We start from the raw sequence: 19,279 nt of genomic DNA, 5'->3' as shown, positions 1-19,279 counted from the left end.
CGGTACACTCGCCCGCGGCGAAGGGGGAGAGCGTCACATGAGCATGCCGCTACGGCCGGGGGACCTGGCCCGGCTCGGCCGGTACGACATCGTCGGCCGGCTCGGCGAGGGCGGCATGGGATCCGTCTTCCTCGGGCGCGGTCCGGACGGGCGGCCGGTGGCGATCAAAACGGTCCGGCCGGAGTACGTGGCCGACACCGAGTTCCGGGCGCGTTTCCGCAGCGAGGTGAACCGGGCGCAGCAGGTGCCGCCGTTCTCCACCGCCGAGGTCATCGACGCCGACCCCGATCACGAGCCGCCGTACCTGGTCGTCGAGTACGTGGACGGGCCCAGCCTGGCCGCCGAGGTCCGGGACAGGGGACGGCTCACCGGATCGGCCCTGCACAGCGTCGCCGTCGGGGTGGCCACCGCGCTCACCGCGATCCACGGCGCCGGCGTGATCCACCGCGATCTCAAACCGGGGAACGTGCTCTTCGCCCGCGGCGGAATCAAGGTGATCGACTTCGGGATCGCCCGTGCCTTCGAGGCGACCAGCCAGCACACCCGGACCGATCAGATGGTCGGGACCGTCGCGTACATGGCCCCGGAACGCTTCGATCCGGTGGACGGCCGGCCCGTCACGCCGGCCGCTGACATCTTCGCGTGGGGCGCGGTCGTCGTCTACGCGGCCACCGGGCGCACGCCGTTCGCTGCCGAGTCGGCGGCCGCCACCGCCATGCGGATCCTCACCCAGGCGCCCGATCTCACCGGGGTGCCGGACTCGCTCGTCGATGTGGTCGAACGTGCCCTCGCCAAGGATCCGGTCGAGCGCCCCACGGCCCGGGAGTTGCTCGACCTGCTCCTGGCGTCGTCGGCGCCGGGCGGCGGCTCGTCTCCCGTGGTTCCGGCAGCCGCCTCCGTCGCGGTTCCGGCTGCTGACGCGGTGTCCGGGAGTGTTCATTATTCGGATGCTGCGGTCCCCGTACGATCGAAGCGCCGTTCGTGGATTGCCCTGTCGGCTGCGCTCGGGGTGCTGATCGCGACGGGGGTGGGGGCGGCAGTGCGCTTCCTTCCGGTTCAATCCGCTGGTGACGACGCGGGTGCGCAGCCCACCGCCCCGGCGTCCGCACCCTCGGCGCCGGCCGCCGGCCCGGAGCCGGTGACGCCCGAGGAACGGCTCGCCGCGATCCTGCGCGGCAACCGGCAGACCCTGATCCACGTGTCCGAAATCGACCGTGATCTCGCGCTGGAGTCGAGCTCCACCGAGGTCGTCGTCGGGGACGGCACCGGGCAGAGGTCGCTGTTCGCGCTGGAATCGCTCGGCGTCGACTACCTGATCAGGTCCATGTACGACCCGGCCGAAGACCGCTGCGTCGGCGTGAAGATCATCCCTGATGTGGGGTCGCAGCTGGTGCCGGCCGAGTGCACGGCGACGAAGGCCACCCTCTTCGAACTGGTCCGCAGCGAGCAGACCGACGATCAGGGCCGGCCCACCTATTGGATCTACAACGATTCGTACGGTTATGTCCAGTGGAGCGACGACGACAAGTCGCTGTTCGTCGACGAAGTGGGCGACAACCCGCCGGCCTCCAGCTTCAGTTTCGTGGACCGGGGCCCGCTGCCCTCCTGACCGCTACCCCACGTGGACGTGCGGGCGGCGTTTGCGGTCCGGCTCCGCCTGCCTGATGATCTCGCGCGTCACCGGCGCGACCTCACCCTGCCCGAAGATCAGGTAGCGCACGAAGTTCGTCACCGGGTTGCCCTCGGTCCACTCGAAGTAGATGTGCGGCCGCCGGTGCGTGGTGTCGCGCACCCAGAGCAGCAGGGCGGCCAGCGCCGTCGGCACCGAAGAGCTCTCCATGGTCAGTACGCGGTACCGCCCGTGCCGGAGTTCGCCCCGCACATGCAGCTCCGTCTCGAAGTCCGACGCGTCGGTGACCGTGACCTCGACGAACAGCACATCCCGCTGATCGGTCATGTCGTTGTCGGCGATGATCTGAGTCAGCTTCTCCGAGTACTCCCGCGCGTCGCGCCCCTCCGGCTCGTTCGCGATGAGCCGGATCTGCCGGTTGCCGGCCTCGGCCAGGAACTTCTCGGCGACCGGGTCGGCGTCGATGGCCGTGACCCGCAGCTCGAACGCCCGGAACACCCGCGACAGCAGCGACACCACGATGATCGCCCCGATGAAGCACGCCGCGATCTTCACCCCGTCCGGCCGCTCGATCACGTTCGTCACCGTGGTGTACGTGAAGACCGCCGTGATCGCGCCGAACGCCCAGGTCCTCTTCCGCTGTCCCCGGTGGTGCGCGGAGAGCGTCACCGCCGTCGCCGCCGAGGTGATCAGCACCAGCACGCCCGTCGCGTACGCCCCGCCCTGCGCGTCGACATCCGCGTCGAAGATCCAGGTGATCAGGAAGGCCGCCGCCGTGAACACGAGCACCAGCGGCCGCACCGCCCGCGCCCAGGACGGCGCCATGCCGAACTTGGGCAGGTACCGCGGCACCAGGTTGAGCAGGCCGGCCATCGCGCTCGCGCCGGCGAACCAGAGGATCGCGATCGTGGAGATGTCGTAGACACTGCCGAACACCGTCCCGAGGTTCTCGTGAGCGAGGTACGCCAGGGCCCGCCCGTTCGCCTCCCCGCCCGGCTGGAACTGCTCCGCCGGGATCAGCACCGTCGTCGTGACACTGCTCGTCAGCAGGAACACACTCATGATCACGGCGGCCGTGGTGAGCAGCCGCTTCCCGCCGCGGATCCGCTGTTCGAGGTTGCCCTTGATGTGCGGCATGACCGCCACACCCGTCTCGAACCCGGACAGCCCCAGCGCCAGTTTCGGGAACACCAGCAGCGCGACCCCGACCATGGCGAGCGGACTCCCGTGCGACGTCGTCAGCGCATGCGTCCAGTCGGTCACCGCGTGCGGATGAGTGATCACCTCCCACAGCGCGTCCCCGATCACCACGACGTTCAGTGCGAGATACGCGCCGACCAGCGCGACAGCGATCCCGATCGCCTCGGTGAACCCCTTCAGGAACACCCCGCCGAGCAGCGCGATCAGCACCAGCGTGACCGGCACGTGCTGGTCACGCAACGACTCCGGCCAGAACGGATTCTCGTCGATGTGCGCTGTCGCGTCCGCCGCCGACAACGTGATCGTGATGATGAAGTCGGTGGCCGCGAACCCGAGCAGCACCAGGACGAACAGCTTCCCCTTCCAGAACGACAGCAGCCGCACCAGCATGGCGATCGAGCCCTCGCCGTGCGGGCTGTCCGCCGCCACCCGGCGGTAGACCGGCAGCGCCCCGAGCAACGTCACCAGCACCAGCACCAGCGTGGCCAGCGGCGACAGTACCCCGGCCGCCAGTGCCGCGATCCCCGGCTGATAACCCAGCGTGGAGAAGTAGTCCACCCCGGTCAGGCACATGACCTTCCACCAGCTGTGCGGCTTCCCGCTCTCCTGTTCGGCCTCCTCGTCGAGCCCTTCGAGCATCCATCCGCGCACCGTGGTCATGCCTGTTCCGTTTCTCCCCGAACCTCCTCACGATCTTTCATCCCGCCGCCCGGCAACGCCCACCGCCAGGCGTTAATAAAACGTCAAAGTCCCGAGGCCACCTCTCCCCGCGCGCGTCGCTCGGAGTCGCGTGCCGTCGGAGCCGCGCGCCGTCACAGTCCCGCCGCCGCCGCAGTCGCGCGCCGTCGCAGTCGCGCGCCGTGGGAGCCCCGCGCCGGGCGGAGTCAGGTCACGCGGTATCCGACTCCGGGCAGCGTGGTGATCGCCGGCGGGTCGCCCAGCTTGCGGCGCACCCGGCCGACCGTCACGGCGACCGTATTCGTGAACTGATCAGCATTCTCATCCCACACCTTCTCCAGTAACGTCTCCGCGCTGAGGAACCCGGGGCTGGCCTGTAACAGCTCCGCGAGCAGCGCGAACTCCTTCACCGACAACGCGAGCCGGCGCCCGTCCCGGAAGACCGTCCGGCGCACAGGATCCAGCTCGATCCCGCCCACGCGCAGGATCCGCGGGCGAGCGTCCGGCCGGCGGCGTGCGAGGGCCTGGATCCGCAGGATGAGCTCGGGGAAGTGGAACGGCTTCGCCAAGTAGTCGTCCGCCCCCAGCGTCAGCCCGCTGACCCGATCGCCCGGCGCGCTCGCCGCGGTCAGCATCAGCACCATCGGCCGGTCCGGCCGCTCGGTGATCTGCTGGCACAGCACATCACCGTGCAGCCCCGGCAGGTCGCGGTCGAGCACGACCACGTCGTAGGGCGCGAGGTCGAGTTTCGCCACGGCGACCAGCCCGTCATCCGCCATATCGACCGCCATCCCGGTGTCCGTGAGCCCCTCCACGACCACCTCGGCCAGATCGTGGTCGTCCTCGACGACGAGCACCCTCATGACGCCGCCAGCCCGCATGACGCCGCCAGCCGGACAGTGGCCCGAAGCCCGCCGCCGGCCCGGGCGACCAGCTCGAGCCGCCCGCCGTGAGCCGCCGCCACGGCGGCCACGATGGACAGTCCCAGCCCGGACGAGCCGCCGCTCGCCCGCTCCTGTCTCAGGCGCTCGAACGGCTGGGCCAGGCGATCGACATCGTGCTGCTCGAGTGGAGGGCCGCCGGTCTCGACGGTCAGCTCGACGGCGGTCGCGCTGGTCGTGGCGGTCACCCGGATCCAGCCGCAGGGCTCGTTGTGGCGGACGGCGTTGTCGACGAGGTTCTCGACGAGACGGGTCAGCAGAGCCGGGCTTCCACGGGTGGACGTTGCCGGAGGGATCTGGACGTCGACAGTGAGGTGCTTCGCTCCTACGTCCGGAGCTCTCTGATCGAAGGCCGCCCCGATCAGTGTCCCCAGGTCGACGGTGTCGGCGTCGGCAAGGACGCCGTGCTGTGCCCGCGCCAGCACGAGGAACCCGTCGAGGAGGTGATCGACGCGGTCGAGCTGGGTGCGCAGGCGGCCGGCGAGAGCCGTGGTCGCGGGAACCGCATCGGGCTTGGCCTCGGCCACGTCGAGTGAGGCGCGCATGGTGGCGAGCGGCGTGCGCAGCTCGTGGGAGGCGTTGGCGACGAATCTCCGCTGCGCGGAGAACGACGCCTCGAGCCGCTCCAGCAGATCGTCGATGGTGTCCGCGAGCGCCTTCACCTCGTCGGCGGGACCGGCGACGGCGAGGCGGCGGTCGAGACTCTCCGCCGTGATGCGCCTGGTCGCGGTCGTGATGGTCCGCAATGGACGCAGCACCCGGCCGGCCAGGATGCGGCCGCTCACGAGCGACACCGCTGCCATCATGAGCAGGGCGATCGCCGCGCTCTGCGCCAGCTGGCGATCGTCGTGGACGGACGGCGGCGGGACCGGACCGCCGGCGGGCGCGACGCTGGTGACCTCGGTGCCGGCGAGCAGGAAGGCCAGAGCCAGCAGCGTGGCGCCGGAGCCGAGGAACACGCTGGCATAAAGGATGGTGAACCGTGCGCTCACGGTCCCGCCGCGAAGCCTGAACATCCTCACAGCATGCCGGGCGGGACATAACACCGGCATGACAGAGATGCTTCGGCTGGTGTCATGCCGGGGTGCGTAGAACGATGGGCATGAGAAAGAGGAGCATCGTCGCGCTGGCCGTCGCGGTTCTCGCCGTCGTCGCGCCGGGTCTGCTCTCCGCGAGCGGACAAGAGAGAGAAGGCGTCGCCGACCGGTTCTGGTTCCTGCACCGCGATCTCGGTCCGGAGGGCAGCCTCACCGTCCGGCTGACAGCGATGACCGGGACGATCACCTATCCGCCTCCCGACCACGACGAGATCGTGTCCGGGCTGGTGCCGTGGGCCAAAGCCGGGATCATCGTGAAGGACGGTGTGCGGCAGGGCTCGCCCTATGCGGCCGTCATGCTGACCGGTGAGCACGGTGTCCGGTTCCAGCACGACTATCGGCACGACGTCGCAGGCCGGCCCGGTGGCGTCTCCGAGCAGGAGCCACGCTGGCTGCGGCTGACCCGCTCGGGCGATACCGTCACCGGCTTCGAGTCGGCCGACGGCGAGCAGTGGGAGACCGTGGGGTCGGCTCGGCTCGACGGCCTGCCCGAGACCGTGCAGATCGGGCTCTTCGCCACGTCGCCCGGTGACCTCACCCTGCAGAAGGTGATGCTCGGCGGCGCCGTCGAGCAGGTGCGCTTCACACAGGCGGTCGGCGTCTTCGACAGCATCAGTCCCGGCGGCCCGTGGCGCAGTGACGCGGTCGGCGAGATGAACCGGACCGATTGGGAGAGGTTCCACAACGCGTCCGGGGCCGTGGAGAAGAACGGTGTCGTGACGGTCAGCGGCACGGGCGACATCGGGCCACTCGACGAGGACGGCCCACCCGCGTCGTCGGGCGCACTGCTGGGCGTGCCGATCGCGATCCTCATCGTGCTGGTGGTCGCCGCCTCCGAGGTGCCGCCGCCGGCCGCGCCCAACGCTGACGGTCAGCGCGGACCGCACGGCAGGGGTGGTGCGCGTGGCCGGGGCGAATCGGGTCGGCGGAGGCTGCTGACGCTGGTGGCTGCCGGTTTCCTCACCGGTGCGATCGGGGTGGGCGTCGTCGTTCCGGAGCCGCGGGTGGCGATCGGCCTCGGGGTGGTGTTCGCGGCGTGCGCGGTGCTGGCCTGGGAGCTGCGTGTTCTGCTGCGGCGGCGCTGGGCGGCCGTGCTGGTCTCGGTGTCGCTCGTCGTCGTGCCCTATGTGATCGCCACGATGCCGTTGCTACCCGATCCGGTCGCGCAGTGGCTGTTGCGGGTCACTCCGGCGGCGGGGTTCGCCGCCGGGCAGACGGTCGTCGAGTTCCCGCAGGTGACCGCACACTATGCGCCGTCAGCTGGATACTTCCCGTTGTCGTGGTGGGCGGGGCTGCTGGTGCTCTGCGCCTATCCGGCCGGGCTGGCGCTGTTCCTCCACTGGCGACGATCGCGGCGGCGGCCGCCGGGCTCGACGCGGGCGTCCCTGCTCGACGGCTTGCCTCGACGGTCTGCGGGTGTCTGATGCCTACCACCGCGGCAGGTTCCGGCCGATCCATCGCCACCTGCTGTTCGATGACCCCACCTGGACGCCGTTCGCGGCGCGGGCGGCGTTGCCGGGCGGCCGCGGGTACGCCCCGGTCCGCCCGGCACGTTGCCGCTCCACCGGGAACCAGGAGCCGCGAAACGAGCCGCGATCCAACGAGCCGCGATCCAACGAGCCGCGATCCAAGGGGCCGCGATCCAACGAGCCCGCGATCCAAGGAGCCGGGAGCCGCGGAGCCGCGAGCCGCGGACCCGGGAACCAGGGCGCCGTGAGCCGAGGGTCAGGCGAATCAGCCGACCGGTGATGCGCCATCCGACCCGCGGGCCGGTGAGCGTCTCCCCCAGAGGATCAGGCCGGCCAGCAGCATGGCCCCGCCCGCGGCGACCATCGTGAGGGCCACGGCCGTCCGGGCGCCGCCCTGCAGGTGGGAGGCGATGATCCAGCCGCTGTCGATACCGAAGGCCAGAACCATGACACCTTGGGGCATCACCGGAATCCAGCCCACCGTCAGCAGGATCAGTGCCCAGGCCGTGGCCTGGTTCTCGCGGTACCACTCGGCGTCCCAGGTCAGCGGGATCGTCTCGGTGGCCGGCCTGGTCCGCTGGCCGGCAGCGGCCATCACCTCGGCGCCGTGCCTGCCGAGACGGTCGTCGGCCAGCCAGAGGCCGCCGTAGAACGCGGCCGCGCCACAGATCACTCCGAGCAGGAGGGCTGGTCGTCGAAGGACCTCGGGGCCCCAGATCTGCAGTGCGAAGGCGGGGGCCGCGGCCAGGAGACCGGCGCCGGCGGCGACCAGGACGCTGACGATGTCGGTGGGGTTGTCCGCGGAGGTGGGGTGTCTCGGGTCGGCTGCCGGGCGGATGCGTAGCAGGGCGACCCAGATCGGGACAGCGGCGCCTGCGCCGAGCACCGCCGGGAGGGCGGTGAAGGCGAGCAGGGCGCTGGTGCCGGGCGCGGCCAGGGCGCCGATCGTGGTGAGGAGGAGGCCTACGGGAGTGAAGAGGATCAGCCAGGCCAGGCTGCGACCGCGTACCTCGGCGCGTTCACCGTCCGGAGTGGTCAGAGGCATCCAGAGGGCGGTGCCGTCGAGGCCGACCATGCCGGAGGACATGGCCGCGCCCCAGAGGACGGTGAGGGGACCGGCCCAGGGGAGGAGGAAGTCGATCCCGGCGAGCATCGGCAGGCCGGCGAGCAGGGCGCCGTAGACGACGGAGAACGCCAGATACTGCAGCCGGAGCGGGTGGCGTAGCCAGGTGCGCAGCTCGCGGACGGCTACGGCCCGGATCGGCAGAGCGATCAGCGCCCGCGAGTCCGCCAAACCGGCCGACGGCGCAGTGGCGGAGGCGGAAGCGGAAGCGGAAGCGGGGTGGGGCGCGGCGGAAGCGGTGGCGGGCGCGGTGGAGGCGGAAGCGGTGGCGGGCGCAGCGGAGAGGACGGTGGTGGGCGCCGGGATACGGCGGATGGTTCGGCGGTGGAAGGGCAGGCCGGTGCTCAGTACGCGGCGGACGAGGAGGTGGTAGGCGACGAAGGCCACTGCCACGAGCAGGAACAGGCCGGCCAGCATGCGCGCTGCTCGGCCGGGCGAGCCGGTCACCGCGGAGACGGGCCAGCTGCTGGGGGCGTACGCGAGGGCTTCGACGACCTCGCCGGGTGGCCCTACCGCCAGCAGGAGAGTCACCCAGGGGGCCACGGCCCAGACCGAGCCCAGCACGCCCATGACGGTTCCGGTGAAGACGCCGGTCAGGAGGGCGCCTGCCGGTCCGCCGGCGTGGCCTACCGCTTCCAGTGCCACGGCGGAGCCGATCAGGCCGATCAGCCAGAGGAGGAGGGCGCCGAGAGCGGCGAGGAGTAGCGCGTCGAGGCCGTACTGAGCGGCGTGGACCGGGAGGGCGGTCAGGGCCAGGAGCGAGACGGCGGGGCCGATGCCGACGGCCGAAGCGGCGAGGAGGCCGATGGACGCGGTCAGGGCGCCTACCGGTTCCAGGCGGAGGTGAGCGGGGCGGACACGGCCACGGCCGCCGCCGAGGAGGAGGGGCAGCACGATCCAGCCCAGTACCCAGCTGCCGGCCAGGATCGAGAGGGTGTGCTGGTCGCCGGTCCAGCCGTACCGGATGAGCCAGGCGGCGGCGATCAGGCCGGCCAGGCCCGCCACCGCGGGGCCGGGGTTCTCGCGGAGGGAGCGGCGCAGCATGGTCGCGCGCATCCGTGCCGGGACGGCCGCTCTGCTCACCGCGATCGGGATCGGGCCGGCCGGAACCGCGACGGTCATCGGGCCGGGCCCGGGGTCGTCAGCCAGTCGAGACCCGCGTCGCCGGAGTGGTCGGCGCCCACCAGTTCCACGAAGCGGTCCTCCAGGGTGCGTCCCGCGGCGACCTCGGCGACCGGGCCCGCTGCCACGACCCGGCCCTGGTGGATGACGGTCACGTCGTCGCACATCTGCTCGACCAGGAGCATCGAGTGGGTGGACAGGACGGTCGTGCCGCCACCTTCGACGAAGCGGGTCAGGACGCGCCGGATCGTGGCGGCGGAGACCGGGTCGACGGCTTCGAACGGTTCGTCGAGGACGAGGAGGCGGGGTGCGTGCAGCAGGGCCTGCGCGAGGCCGACCTTCTTGCGCGTGCCGGTCGAGCAGTCGGCGAGCGGGGTGCCGGCCGCCTTCGCCAGGCCCAGGACCGCGATCAGTTCGTCGACGCGGGCCGACGCCAGCCGGCGGGAGAGGCCGCGCAGACCGGCGCTGTAGCGGAGCAGTTCCGCGCCGGTGAGGCGTTCCGGCAGGTCGAGGCCGTCGGGGAGGACGCCGGTGAGCGCCCGGGCCGTGCCGCGGTCGCGGACGGCGTCGTGGCCGAGGACGCGGATCGAGCCGGAGTCCGGGACGACCAGGCCGACCGCCATGCCGATCGTCGTGGACTTTCCGGCGCCGTTGGGGCCGACCATGCCGTGAACGGTTCCGGAGCGGACAGTCAGATCGATCTCGTTCACCGCCCGGTACGTCCCGAAGCTCTTCACCAATCGGCGTATCTCGAGGGCGTTGATCGACACGCATCGGACTGTACCGGCCCTCTTCACATCGGTGGGGGTTGATGGCAGCGTGTCCACATGAGAAGGAGAAGCCCGTTCGTGATAGCTCTCGTCGCGGCTCTCGTCGCGGCCTCGGCGGGACCCGCCGGCGCGCATGCGAAGGCCAGCCTGACCTACCTGAAGCCGGGCGGGCAGCCACGCCTGGTCGAGAAGGTGCCGGTCAACGTGGTCTTCGTCGGTTACGAGCCGTCGCAGGTCGCCAAGAGCGACTTCCTCGCCGAGTTGGCGCCGTCCTCTGAGCCGGTGGTGCGGTCACGACTGCCGTACGGGGTGACCGAGAAGCTCGGCATCACCTACAAATACGACTACCGGCTCAGCTACACCGACACGTCGTACGAGAACCGATTCTTCGGCAAGCTGAGCAGCCTCGCCAAGCCCGCCGCGCTCACCGCCTACCAGCAGGCCTACAACGATCAGGCCGGGAACGTGCTGGACATCGCGGACAACAATTTCATCGACGCGCCCAGTGTGGAGAAGTGGCTGGCCTTCAACCCGCCGAGGGGCGTCGACACCCGGCGCAACACGGTCTACTTCATCAACTGGTACGGGCGGTCCGACTTCAAGCACCACGTCTACACGAAGACCGGCGAGCCCGACCCGGACACCGGCTACGACTTCGGCGCGAATCGTGACTCTCGCAAGGTGATCGCCTGGGGTGGCACGACGGCGGACGACGAGGAGACCGGTCTGGGCGCGACCCGGCGGGTCTGGTTCCACGATCTGTCGGCCGGTCCGGAGTCGTGGACCAGCAACTACGACGTCGACAACCCGGATCTCGACGGCGACGGCGTGGTCGACTACCGGATGCCGCCGACCTGGGAGTACGCGGCGAACGGGTTCCGCAGCCCGGCGGCGCTGGCCGGCGACCTCGGCAAGATCACCCGGTACGTGGCGCTGAACCTGCTCTTCACGACGTCGCCGCTCTACCCGGTCGAGCTGCCGACGGCCGAGCCGCCCAAGTCGCTGAACCTCGACGACAACACGTACGAGGGCTGGCCGGGTGTCGACGCGAGCGAGCAGTACGTGACGCCGAGCCTGCTCAAGGCGGAACTGGCCGAGCTGCGCTGGCGCAACAAGCTGAGCTACGACTCGCAGGATCTGCCGTACGACGCCCGCGCCGAGGAGTGCTACCTCGGTCTGCTCGAGGACGTGTCCTGCTACCCGGGCAGCGGCTATCCGGCGTTCGCGAACCTCTACCTCTACAACCGGGAGAACCTGGACCGGGCGCTCGACGACGAGGGCGAGGTCGACTACGAGATCCCGATGTTCAACTACGCGGTCGCCGAGGGTGTCGGGGTGCCGGCGCTCGGGTTCGCCGATGACGACTACACCACGGGCACGCAGTCGTACGTGTTCTCGTTCATCTCCCCGGAGGTGGTGGAGAGCGGCTACGGGCTGACCACCACGCAGATCCACGAGGTGGGTCACCACCTGGGCATGAGCCACCCGCACGACGGCTACGACAGCACGACGGGCGTCGACTACGGCCCGGGCGGCGAGTTCTACTTCGTCAACGCCGGCGACGAGAACAACTCGATGATGAGCTACATCGACGTGAACTGGGACTTCAGCCAGTTCGACAGGGACAACAGCGACCGGTTCCTGACCGCCGCCTACTGGGAGGCCGCGAACAGGCTCGCCGGCACGGTTCCGCAGGGCAAGGGCAAGGGCGCTCTGCGTACGGCGGACGCCCTGCTCGGACTCGCCTCCAAGGCTTTCGGGGCGCACGAGTACCGGGCCGCCTACGCGCTCGCCGAGAAGGCGTACGTCACGGTGTCCGGGATTCCGGGCGTCGACGCCGCGGGCGTGGCGAGCACGTTGAAGGCGGAGGCCGACCAGGCCCGGCGCACCACCGAGGTGCACGACCCGCACGAGTTCATCGACACGCTGGCCCCGGAGAGTCCCCGCAGCCAGCCGTAAGGGGTAGGTAGAAGATCACAAGGGGCCGGTGGGACACACCGGCCCCTTCCCATATGGCAAGATCCGTCACCATGCTCGACCCCGGTTGCCCATGGCGCTGATCGTCCGGCGCGCCGCCGCCGCCAAAGGCCTGCTGGCCGCCGGCGCGGCCGTCATGTTCATCGCCGCGCTGCTGCTGGCCGGCCTGACCGCGTACGCGGGCGCCGCCGCCGAGGCGGGAGTGCACGCGGCGGTCGAGTCGGCGGACCCGGCCGAGCGTTCCGTGCTGATCCGCGGCGCCGCCGCCGAGGGACGCGACGAGGCGGTCCGCAAGGCGTACGGCACGGCGGCGGTGAGCAGCGCCTCCTACGCCTCGGGCTGGGCGATCGCCGACCCCGGCGCGGGCGCGACCCCGGACGCGAACGGCATCGTCTACGCCGACGTCGTCGCTGTCGGCGACCTCCAGCGGCATGCCGAGCTGACAGCGGGGGAGTGGCCGACCGGCAGGCGGGCGGCCCTGGCCGAGCCGGTGGCCCGGCTGCTGGGTGTGACGGCCGGCGACACGCTGCGACTGGTGGACCGCCGCACCGACCGGATCCTGCCGGTCGAGGTGTCCGGCGTCTGGCGCCCGGAGGATCGGGCCGACCCGTTCTGGCTGCTGCTGCCGGACGTCGAGGCCGGCCGCCTGCCGCAGACCTCGACCCACGGCCCGATCGTGGTGACCGCTGAGGCTTTCGGCAGCGACTTCGGGCAGGGCGCCTCGGCGGGCTGGCTGGCCCGGCCCGACCTCACCGGCGCGACCAGGGAGCTCGTGGCCCGTACCGCCGGAGAGGCCGCCGCCGTCAGCGCCCGGCTGCCGGAGGAGACCGGACTGGGTGCCTCCGCCACCATCACGACGGGCCTGCCCACTCTCGCCGAGCGACTGGACCGCGCCGACCTGGTACGCCGATCCGCCCTGGTCACGCCGGTGCTCCTGCTGGCCGTCCTCGGCGGGTACGCGCTCACGCTGGTGGCGCTGCTGCTCGGCGAGGCCCGCCGCCCGGAGACCGCCCTGCTGCGTGCCCGGGGCGCCTCACGCCGGCAGCTGGCTGGATTCGCGGCGGCCGAGGCGTTCGTGCTCGTCCTCCCGGCCGCCCTGATCGCGCCGCCGCTGGCAGTGCTGCTGGTCGGCGGGATCCCGATCCCCGGCACCACGCTGGAGCCCCGGCTGACCGGCCAGGTGTGGCTGATCGCCGCGGTGGCGGCGGCGGGCGGCGTGCTGGCCCTGACCGTCCCGGCGCTGCGCAAGGCCGGCACGTACATCGCCGAGACCGCCGGCCGGGCCCGCCTGTCGATGTTCCGCAAGGCCGGCCTCGACGTCGTCGTGGTGGCGCTGGCGGTGCTCGGCTGGCTGCAGCTGAGGCAGTACTCGTCGCCGGTGAGCGCGGGCTTCGGCGGCGTGGATCCGCTGCTCGCCGCCGCCCCGACGCTCGGCGTGCTGACCGGCGCGGTCCTCGCGGTGCGGCTGCTGCCGCCGATCGCCCGGTTCGTGGCGGGACGGCTCGGCCGCGGGGTGAGCCGGTCCGGACTGCTCGGCACCTGGCAGGCCGGTCGCCGCGCGCACGCCGGCCCGATGGTGATGCTGGCGCTCGCGGTGGCCGCCGCGACCGTCTCGTGGTCGCTCGCCGGAACCACCGAGGGTTCCATCGACGACCAGGCCGAGCAGCGGGTCGGCGCGGACATGCGGGTCGTCGAGGCGGGCGGTGCCGCCCCGGACGGCCGCGAGCAGCAGCTCAGGGCGCTGCCGGGCGCCCGCGAGGTGGTACCGGCGTGGCGGGAGTCGATCCCGCTGACCGCCGGCAGCGATCCGGCCGAGCTGATCGCCATCGACACGGCCGCGGCCAGGTCGGTGATGCTGGCCCGGGAGGACGCGACCGGCGGCCCGCCACGGGCACTTCTGGACGCGATGACCCGTACCCATAAATCAGAAATATCCGAAAGAGCCCTCCGCCCCGGTGCGATCGCGACAACCGGCGGTCCCGTGCGGACGTTCGCCGTCCTCAAGGACGGCAGCCGCCTGGATCTTGGAGTGAGCACTGACGGTCGGCCGATCACCATCACGGCGCAGCGAACCGGCCTGGTCGGCTTCCTCGTCCAAGGTCCGCAGGACGCCGAGGTCAGCTGGCGGATCACCGGCCAGGACGGCGAGTGGACCGCGATCACCCGCGGCGGCACCAGCCGGAGCGCCGGCGAGGACGGGACCCTGCGGGTGGGCGGCGCCTTCGCGGTGACCCCGGCGCTCCTGCGGGAACCGGTGCCGGTCGCGGTGACCCAGCACGCGTACACCGAGCTCAACGTCCGGCCCGGCCAGCCGGCGTTCATGACGGTGAGCGGCGCGAGCGTGCCGATCCAGGTGGTCGCGGTGATCAATCGCGTGCCCGGGACCAGCGGCGGAGCGGCGATCCTGGCCGACCGCCCGGCGCTCGACGCGGCCCTGTTCACCGCCTACGGCATCGCGCCGCGCACGTCCGAGTGGTGGATCAGCGGTGATCCGGGCGGCACGGAGAACCTCACCGGGGCCGAGATCCTCGACCGGCGTGAGCTGGCACGATCGGCGGCCGAGGACCCGTTCGGCGCGGGCGCGCGGGTGGCGCTGTTCCTCGCGGCGTTCGGCGCGGTGCTGCTCGCTGCCGCCGGCATCGCCGCCGATTCCCGGGCGACCGCCGCCCGCCGGGCCGGTGAGCTGGCCATCCTGCACACGCTCGGCGCCGGTCCGCGCCTGCTGGCCCGGTCGCTCGTGATCGAGCAGGCGTTCCTCGCGGGCGTCGGCGCACTGACCGGTCTCGGCGTCGGCCTGCTGGTGGCGGGCGCGATGGCGCCGCTGCTGATCCTGACGCCGACGGCGGTCCGCCCGGTTCCGGTGCCGGTCCTCGACGTCGCCTGGCTCGCCACCACGGGCAGCGTCGCGCTCCTGGTCGCGATCGCGCTGGCGCTGAGCGCGATCACCGCGGCCTCGGCGGCACGCAGGCTTCCGGCGGCGCGGTTGCGCTTGGGGGCAGATCGATGATCCTTCGCCGGGTACGGGCGTTCGCCGGCCAGCTGGCCCTGCTCGCAGCACTCGTCGCGCTCGCTGCGTTCCTCGCGTCGGGGCCGGGCCGCCTCGCGAACGGCGCCACCGACGAGGGCCTGCGGGCCGACGTCGCGAAGCTGGCGTACAGCTCGCGCGACCTCACCTTGCGATGGGTCCCCGACCTGGAGCCGCAGCCGTTCGGCGGCCCGGACCGGAGCCTGCTGCTCTCCGAGATCCGCTCGGGTCTGCCCGCGCCGCTTCCCGGGCTGATCCGGGACGGCTGGTTCGCCGACCAGGTCGCACCGGGGAACGCCGAGGTCGCGGGCGTGTACCTGCGGGCCTGCCCGACGCTCGTGGGCATCCGCCGGCAGGTGGGCCTGAACGACGGCGAGACGACCCGGATCGTCGAAGGCCGCCTCCCGCGGTCGACCCGGACGGCCGCCGAGGCGATCGTCGGCACCGACGAGGCGAAGGCCCTCGGGCTGAAGGTGGGCGACCGGGTCACCGTCAACACCCGGTCCGGCGAGGCCACGGTACGGGTGGTGGGCCGTTACGACCCCGTCGACCCGGCATCGCCGTTCTGGGACGACATGCGCCTGGCCCGGGTCGCCTGCCCGTCGGCGGACGAGGACACCCGCTACCGCGCCACCCTGCTCACCGACGCCGCCGGGATCGAGCGGGCCCGGGCCGACGCCAAGGAGCTGAACCAGACCTGGCGGTTCCGGATCGACGAGCAGCGGCTCACCGCCGACCAGGTCACCGCGCTCACCACGGCGGTGGCCGACGCGCGCCGGCACCCGCCGGAGAACACCGCCCTGCAGAGCGGCGTCGACACCACGCTCGCCGAGTTCGACGCGCGGCTGCGCTCGGTGCAGGCTGTCCTCGCCGTGGTCCGGACCGGCATCCTCGCGACGATGGCCGGGCTCATCCTGCTGGCCGCCCGGCTCGCCGCCGACCGGCGCCGCAACGAGTACGCCCTGATCCGCGCCCGCGGTGGCTCGGTCGCCGCGATCGCCGGCCGTACCGTCGCCGAGACGCTGATCGTGGTGCTGCCCGCCGCCCTGATCGGCTGGCTGGCCGGCACCCTGGTCCCGGGCCGCCCCGACACCGGGGAGCAGCTGCTCACCGCCGGGTTCGCACTGCTCGGGCTGCTGGCCCCGGCGGTGCTCGCCGCCGCGGGGGCACGCCGCCCCGACTTCACCGGGCATCGGCAGGACCTGGCCGCCGGCCGTCCGTCGCCGCGCCGGATCACGTTCGAGGTGTTCCTGGTCGCGCTGGCGGCCGGTGGCGCCTACCTGGTCCGGCAGCGGGGCATCGACTCGGGGGCGGGCGTCGACCCGTACCTGGTCACCGTGCCCGTCCTGCTCGCCGTCGCCGCTTCGCTGATCGCCCTGCGGCTGGTCCCGTACCCGTTGCGGGCGGCCGGCCGGCTCGCCGCCCGGGCCCGCGGCGCCGTCGCCTTCCTCGGCCTGGCCGGCGCCGGCCGGGGAGCGCCGCTGCGGTCGTGGCCGCTCAGCGTGCTGGTCGTGGCGATCGCGACCGGCATCTTCGCCGGAACCGTGGCCACCACCGTGGGGCACGGCCGGGACCGGGCCGCCGACCTGGCCGTCCCGGCGGACGCGGTGGTCACCGGCTTCTCGTTCGCCGTCGACACGCCTGCGAAGATCGCCGCGCTGGACGGCGTCGACACGGCGACCCCGCTGCTGCTCGTGTCGGCGGCCGAGGTGCGTCCGGCCGGGAGCACGCTGATCGCCCAGGTCCAGGCCATGGTGGTCGACCCGGCCTCCGGACTGGATCTGCCGGACGGCTTCACGTCCGCGCCGCGGTCGGACGTCGTGCCGGCCATCGTCTCGCCCCGGCTGGCCCAGCGGGCCGGCGCCGGCGGGAAGGTCGACATCCAGGGCCGCCGGTACGACTTCCGGGTCGCCGCCGTGCAGGACACCGTGCCCGGGCTCAGCACCGCGGTCCGCGAGTTCATCGTGCTGCCCAGCCAGGCCATGCCGGTCCCGGACTTCCAGCCGCTGGTCCCGAACCGGATCCTGATCGACGGCGGCGGCTGGGATACCTCTGCCGTGCGTGACGTCGCCGACGAGGGGCAGCGGGCGCAGACGCTGAAGGCCACCGGCCGGGACGTCGACACCTTCGAGCTGAACATGCCGGCGACCGTCACGACGCGCGAGGCCTACCGGAAGAGCCTCGACGAACGCGGCGTCGACGGGGTGCTGAGCTTCACCTTCGTCGCGGGACTGGCATCGGCGGCGGCGCTCGCCCTGCTCGCCGTGGCGCTCACCGTCCTGGCCGGGGCGCCCGCCCGCGGCCGTACCCTGTCCCGCCTGCGCACCCTGGGACTGTCCACCGGGCAGGGCCGCCGCCTGCTCGTGTTCGAACTCGTCCCGCTGCTCGGCGTCGCCGTCCTGGCCGGCGCCCTCACCGGGGCCGCCCTGCCCGCCCTGATCGCCCCGGCGCTCGGCCTCGGCGACTTCACCGCCGGGGTGCCCGCCGACATCAGCGCCGACCCGTGGCTCGCCGCCGGGGTTCTGGCCGTCACGGTCGCCGCAGTGATCGCCGCCCTCGTGGTCGAGGACGTCGCCAACCGCCGCCTGCGCCTCGGCACGGTGCTGCGGCTCGGAGAGGAGCAGTCATGAGCTTGGCCGACCTGGAGCTTCGTGCTTCCGAACGAGCAGCGGCCCGGGCCGGCGGCGCGGACCGGCTCAGCGGGCACATCGTCTGCGACGGTCTCGTGCGGATCTTCCGTACCGAAGGGGTCGAGGTCGTCGCTCTTCAAGGTCTTGACCTCGTGGTCGACCGGGGAGAACTGCTCGCCGTCGTGGGCGCGTCCGGCTCGGGCAAGTCCACCATGCTCAACATCCTCTCCGGGCTCGACGAACCCACCGCCGGAGTGGCGCGGGTGGCCGGGTACGACCTGCTCGGCATGAACGCCCGCAAACGCCTCGAATACCGGCGGAAGATCGTCGGCTTCGTGTGGCAGCAGACCGCACGGAACCTTCTGCCGTACCTCAGCGCTCGGGAGAACGTCGAACTGCCGATGAGACTGGCCGGTGCGAGACAGCGGCAGCGAGCAGGGGAACTGCTGGAGATGGTCGGGCTGTCGCATCGGGCCGGGAACCGGCCGGAGCAGATGAGCGGCGGCGAGCAGCAGCGATGCGCCGTCGCGGTGGCCCTGGCGAACGATCCCGAGGTCCTCTTCGCCGACGAGCCCACCGGCGAACTCGACGAGGCCACCGCCGAAGAGGTGTTCGGGGCGCTGCGGACCGTCAACGCCGAACTGGGCGTCACCGTCGTGGTGGTCACCCACGACATGAACGTCGCCGGGCAGGTACGCCGGGCCGTCGCGATCCGGGACGGCAAGACCGCCTCCGAGGTACGGCGCTCCGCGCGGATCGCCGCCGACGGCACCGAGGAGCACGTCAGCGAGGAGTACGCGGTGCTCGACCGAGCCGGCCGCCTGCAACTGCCCGCCGCGTTCGTCGAGGCCTTGAGCCTGCGTGATCGCGTACGCCTGAACCTGGAGCCGGACCACGTCGAGGTCCGTCCCGACCACGCGGGGGATCAGCGATGAGCGTCGTCGACGTTTCCGGGCTCGGGCGCGAGTTCGGCTCCGGGGACCGGACCGTGCACGCCCTGCGGGACGTGTCGTTCGCGGTGGCGAAGGGTGAGCTGGTCGCGGTGCGCGGGCGTTCCGGCGCCGGCAAGACCACCCTGCTCAACCTGATCGGCGGCCTCGACCGCCCGACCACCGGAACCATCACGGTGGCCGGCCGCCCGGTCACCGGCGCCGGCGAGCAGGAGCTGCTGGAGCTGCGCCGGGACGTGATCGGCTTCGTCTTCCAGTCGTTCGGCCTGATCCCGATCCTGACCGCCGCCGAGAACGTCAGCGTCCCGATGCGCCTGACCAGGCGCCGCCCCGCGGAACGCGACGAGCGGGTGTCGGTGCTGCTCGAACTCGTCGGCCTCGGCGGGCAGGCCGCCCAGCGCCCCGGTGAGCTCTCCGGCGGCCAGCAGCAGCGCGTCGCGGTCGCCCGTGCCCTCGCCAACGACCCGGAACTGCTGATCGCCGACGAACCCACCGGCCAGCTCGACTCGGACACCGGCCGCGCCATCATGGACCTGCTGCGCGCGGTCGTCGACGCCCGCGGCATGACCGCCCTGGTGGCCACCCACGACCCGGCCCTGATGGACCGGGCCGACCGCATCATCACCCTCCGGGACGGCCGCCTGTCCTGATCACAGCTCACCCGAAA

Annotated in this window: 12 protein-coding genes; 7 read left to right on the top strand and 5 right to left on the bottom strand. The window is 72.3% G+C overall.

Going from position 1 to position 19,279, the window contains the following annotated elements; genetic code table 11:
* The first annotated feature begins 37 nt into the window (after positions 1–37).
* The gene (locus tag EP757_RS38045; protein ID WP_127553177.1) at positions 38–1,609 is read left to right on the top strand and encodes a serine/threonine-protein kinase; all 1,572 of its coding nucleotides are present in this window, start codon (positions 38–40) and stop codon (positions 1,607–1,609) included.
* Between the two features lie 3 nt (positions 1,610–1,612).
* Here the strand turns inward: EP757_RS38045 and EP757_RS38040 are convergent, their stop codons facing one another.
* The 3 genes from EP757_RS38040 to EP757_RS38030 form a co-directional block, all read right to left on the bottom strand.
* Positions 1,613–3,490 carry an APC family permease gene (locus EP757_RS38040; protein ID WP_127553176.1) on the bottom strand — a complete coding sequence of 626 codons (1,878 nt, stop codon included), beginning with the start codon at positions 3,488–3,490 and terminating at the stop codon, positions 1,613–1,615.
* A gap of 224 nt (positions 3,491–3,714) precedes the next feature.
* Positions 3,715–4,371 carry a response regulator transcription factor gene (locus EP757_RS38035; protein ID WP_127553175.1) on the bottom strand — a complete coding sequence of 219 codons (657 nt, stop codon included), beginning with the start codon at positions 4,369–4,371 and terminating at the stop codon, positions 3,715–3,717.
* The gene (locus EP757_RS38030; RefSeq protein WP_127553174.1) at positions 4,368–5,465 is read right to left on the bottom strand and encodes a HAMP domain-containing sensor histidine kinase; all 1,098 of its coding nucleotides are present in this window, start codon (positions 5,463–5,465) and stop codon (positions 4,368–4,370) included. The genes EP757_RS38035 and EP757_RS38030 overlap by 4 nt, the downstream gene beginning before the upstream one ends.
* A gap of 86 nt (positions 5,466–5,551) precedes the next feature.
* Here EP757_RS38030 and EP757_RS38025 point away from each other — a divergent pair, with 86 nt between their 5' ends.
* The gene (locus EP757_RS38025; RefSeq protein ID WP_127553173.1) at positions 5,552–6,970 is read left to right on the top strand and encodes a hypothetical protein; all 1,419 of its coding nucleotides are present in this window, start codon (positions 5,552–5,554) and stop codon (positions 6,968–6,970) included.
* 310 nt (positions 6,971–7,280) lie between these two features.
* Here EP757_RS38025 and EP757_RS38020 read toward each other — a convergent pair whose 3' ends face one another.
* Positions 7,281–9,260, bottom strand: coding sequence for a hypothetical protein (locus EP757_RS38020; RefSeq protein ID WP_127553172.1), 1,980 nt, complete (start codon positions 9,258–9,260; stop codon positions 7,281–7,283).
* Positions 9,257–10,030, bottom strand: a complete 774-nt coding sequence (locus EP757_RS38015) for an ABC transporter ATP-binding protein (protein ID WP_232050220.1) — start codon at positions 10,028–10,030, stop codon at positions 9,257–9,259. The genes EP757_RS38020 and EP757_RS38015 overlap by 4 nt, the downstream gene beginning before the upstream one ends.
* 57 nt (positions 10,031–10,087) lie before the next feature.
* Between EP757_RS38015 and EP757_RS38010 the strand changes: the two genes are divergently transcribed.
* From EP757_RS38010 to EP757_RS37990, 5 genes are all read left to right on the top strand, one after another.
* The gene (locus EP757_RS38010) at positions 10,088–11,989 is read left to right on the top strand and encodes a hypothetical protein (RefSeq protein WP_162521013.1); all 1,902 of its coding nucleotides are present in this window, start codon (positions 10,088–10,090) and stop codon (positions 11,987–11,989) included.
* A gap of 91 nt (positions 11,990–12,080) precedes the next feature.
* Positions 12,081–15,014 carry an FtsX-like permease family protein gene (locus EP757_RS38005; protein ID WP_127553169.1) on the top strand — a complete coding sequence of 978 codons (2,934 nt, stop codon included), beginning with the start codon at positions 12,081–12,083 and terminating at the stop codon, positions 15,012–15,014.
* Positions 15,011–17,662, top strand: coding sequence for an FtsX-like permease family protein (locus EP757_RS38000; protein WP_127553168.1), 2,652 nt, complete (start codon positions 15,011–15,013; stop codon positions 17,660–17,662). Before EP757_RS38005 ends, EP757_RS38000 begins: the two co-directional genes overlap by 4 nt.
* Complete coding sequence (locus EP757_RS37995) at positions 17,659–18,597, top strand: ABC transporter ATP-binding protein (RefSeq protein ID WP_127553167.1); 939 nt, start codon at positions 17,659–17,661, stop codon at positions 18,595–18,597. The genes EP757_RS38000 and EP757_RS37995 overlap by 4 nt, the downstream gene beginning before the upstream one ends.
* Positions 18,594–19,262 carry an ABC transporter ATP-binding protein gene (locus EP757_RS37990; protein WP_127553166.1) on the top strand — a complete coding sequence of 223 codons (669 nt, stop codon included), beginning with the start codon at positions 18,594–18,596 and terminating at the stop codon, positions 19,260–19,262. Before EP757_RS37995 ends, EP757_RS37990 begins: the two co-directional genes overlap by 4 nt.
* Positions 19,263–19,279: the final 17 nt, after the last annotated feature.

Origin of the sequence: Actinoplanes sp. OR16 (genome assembly GCF_004001265.1) — a bacterium.
GTDB lineage: Bacteria > Actinomycetota > Actinomycetes > Mycobacteriales > Micromonosporaceae > Actinoplanes.
Note: the sequence above shows the minus strand (reverse complement) of the source record. Positions and strands in the feature narration are given on the sequence as shown.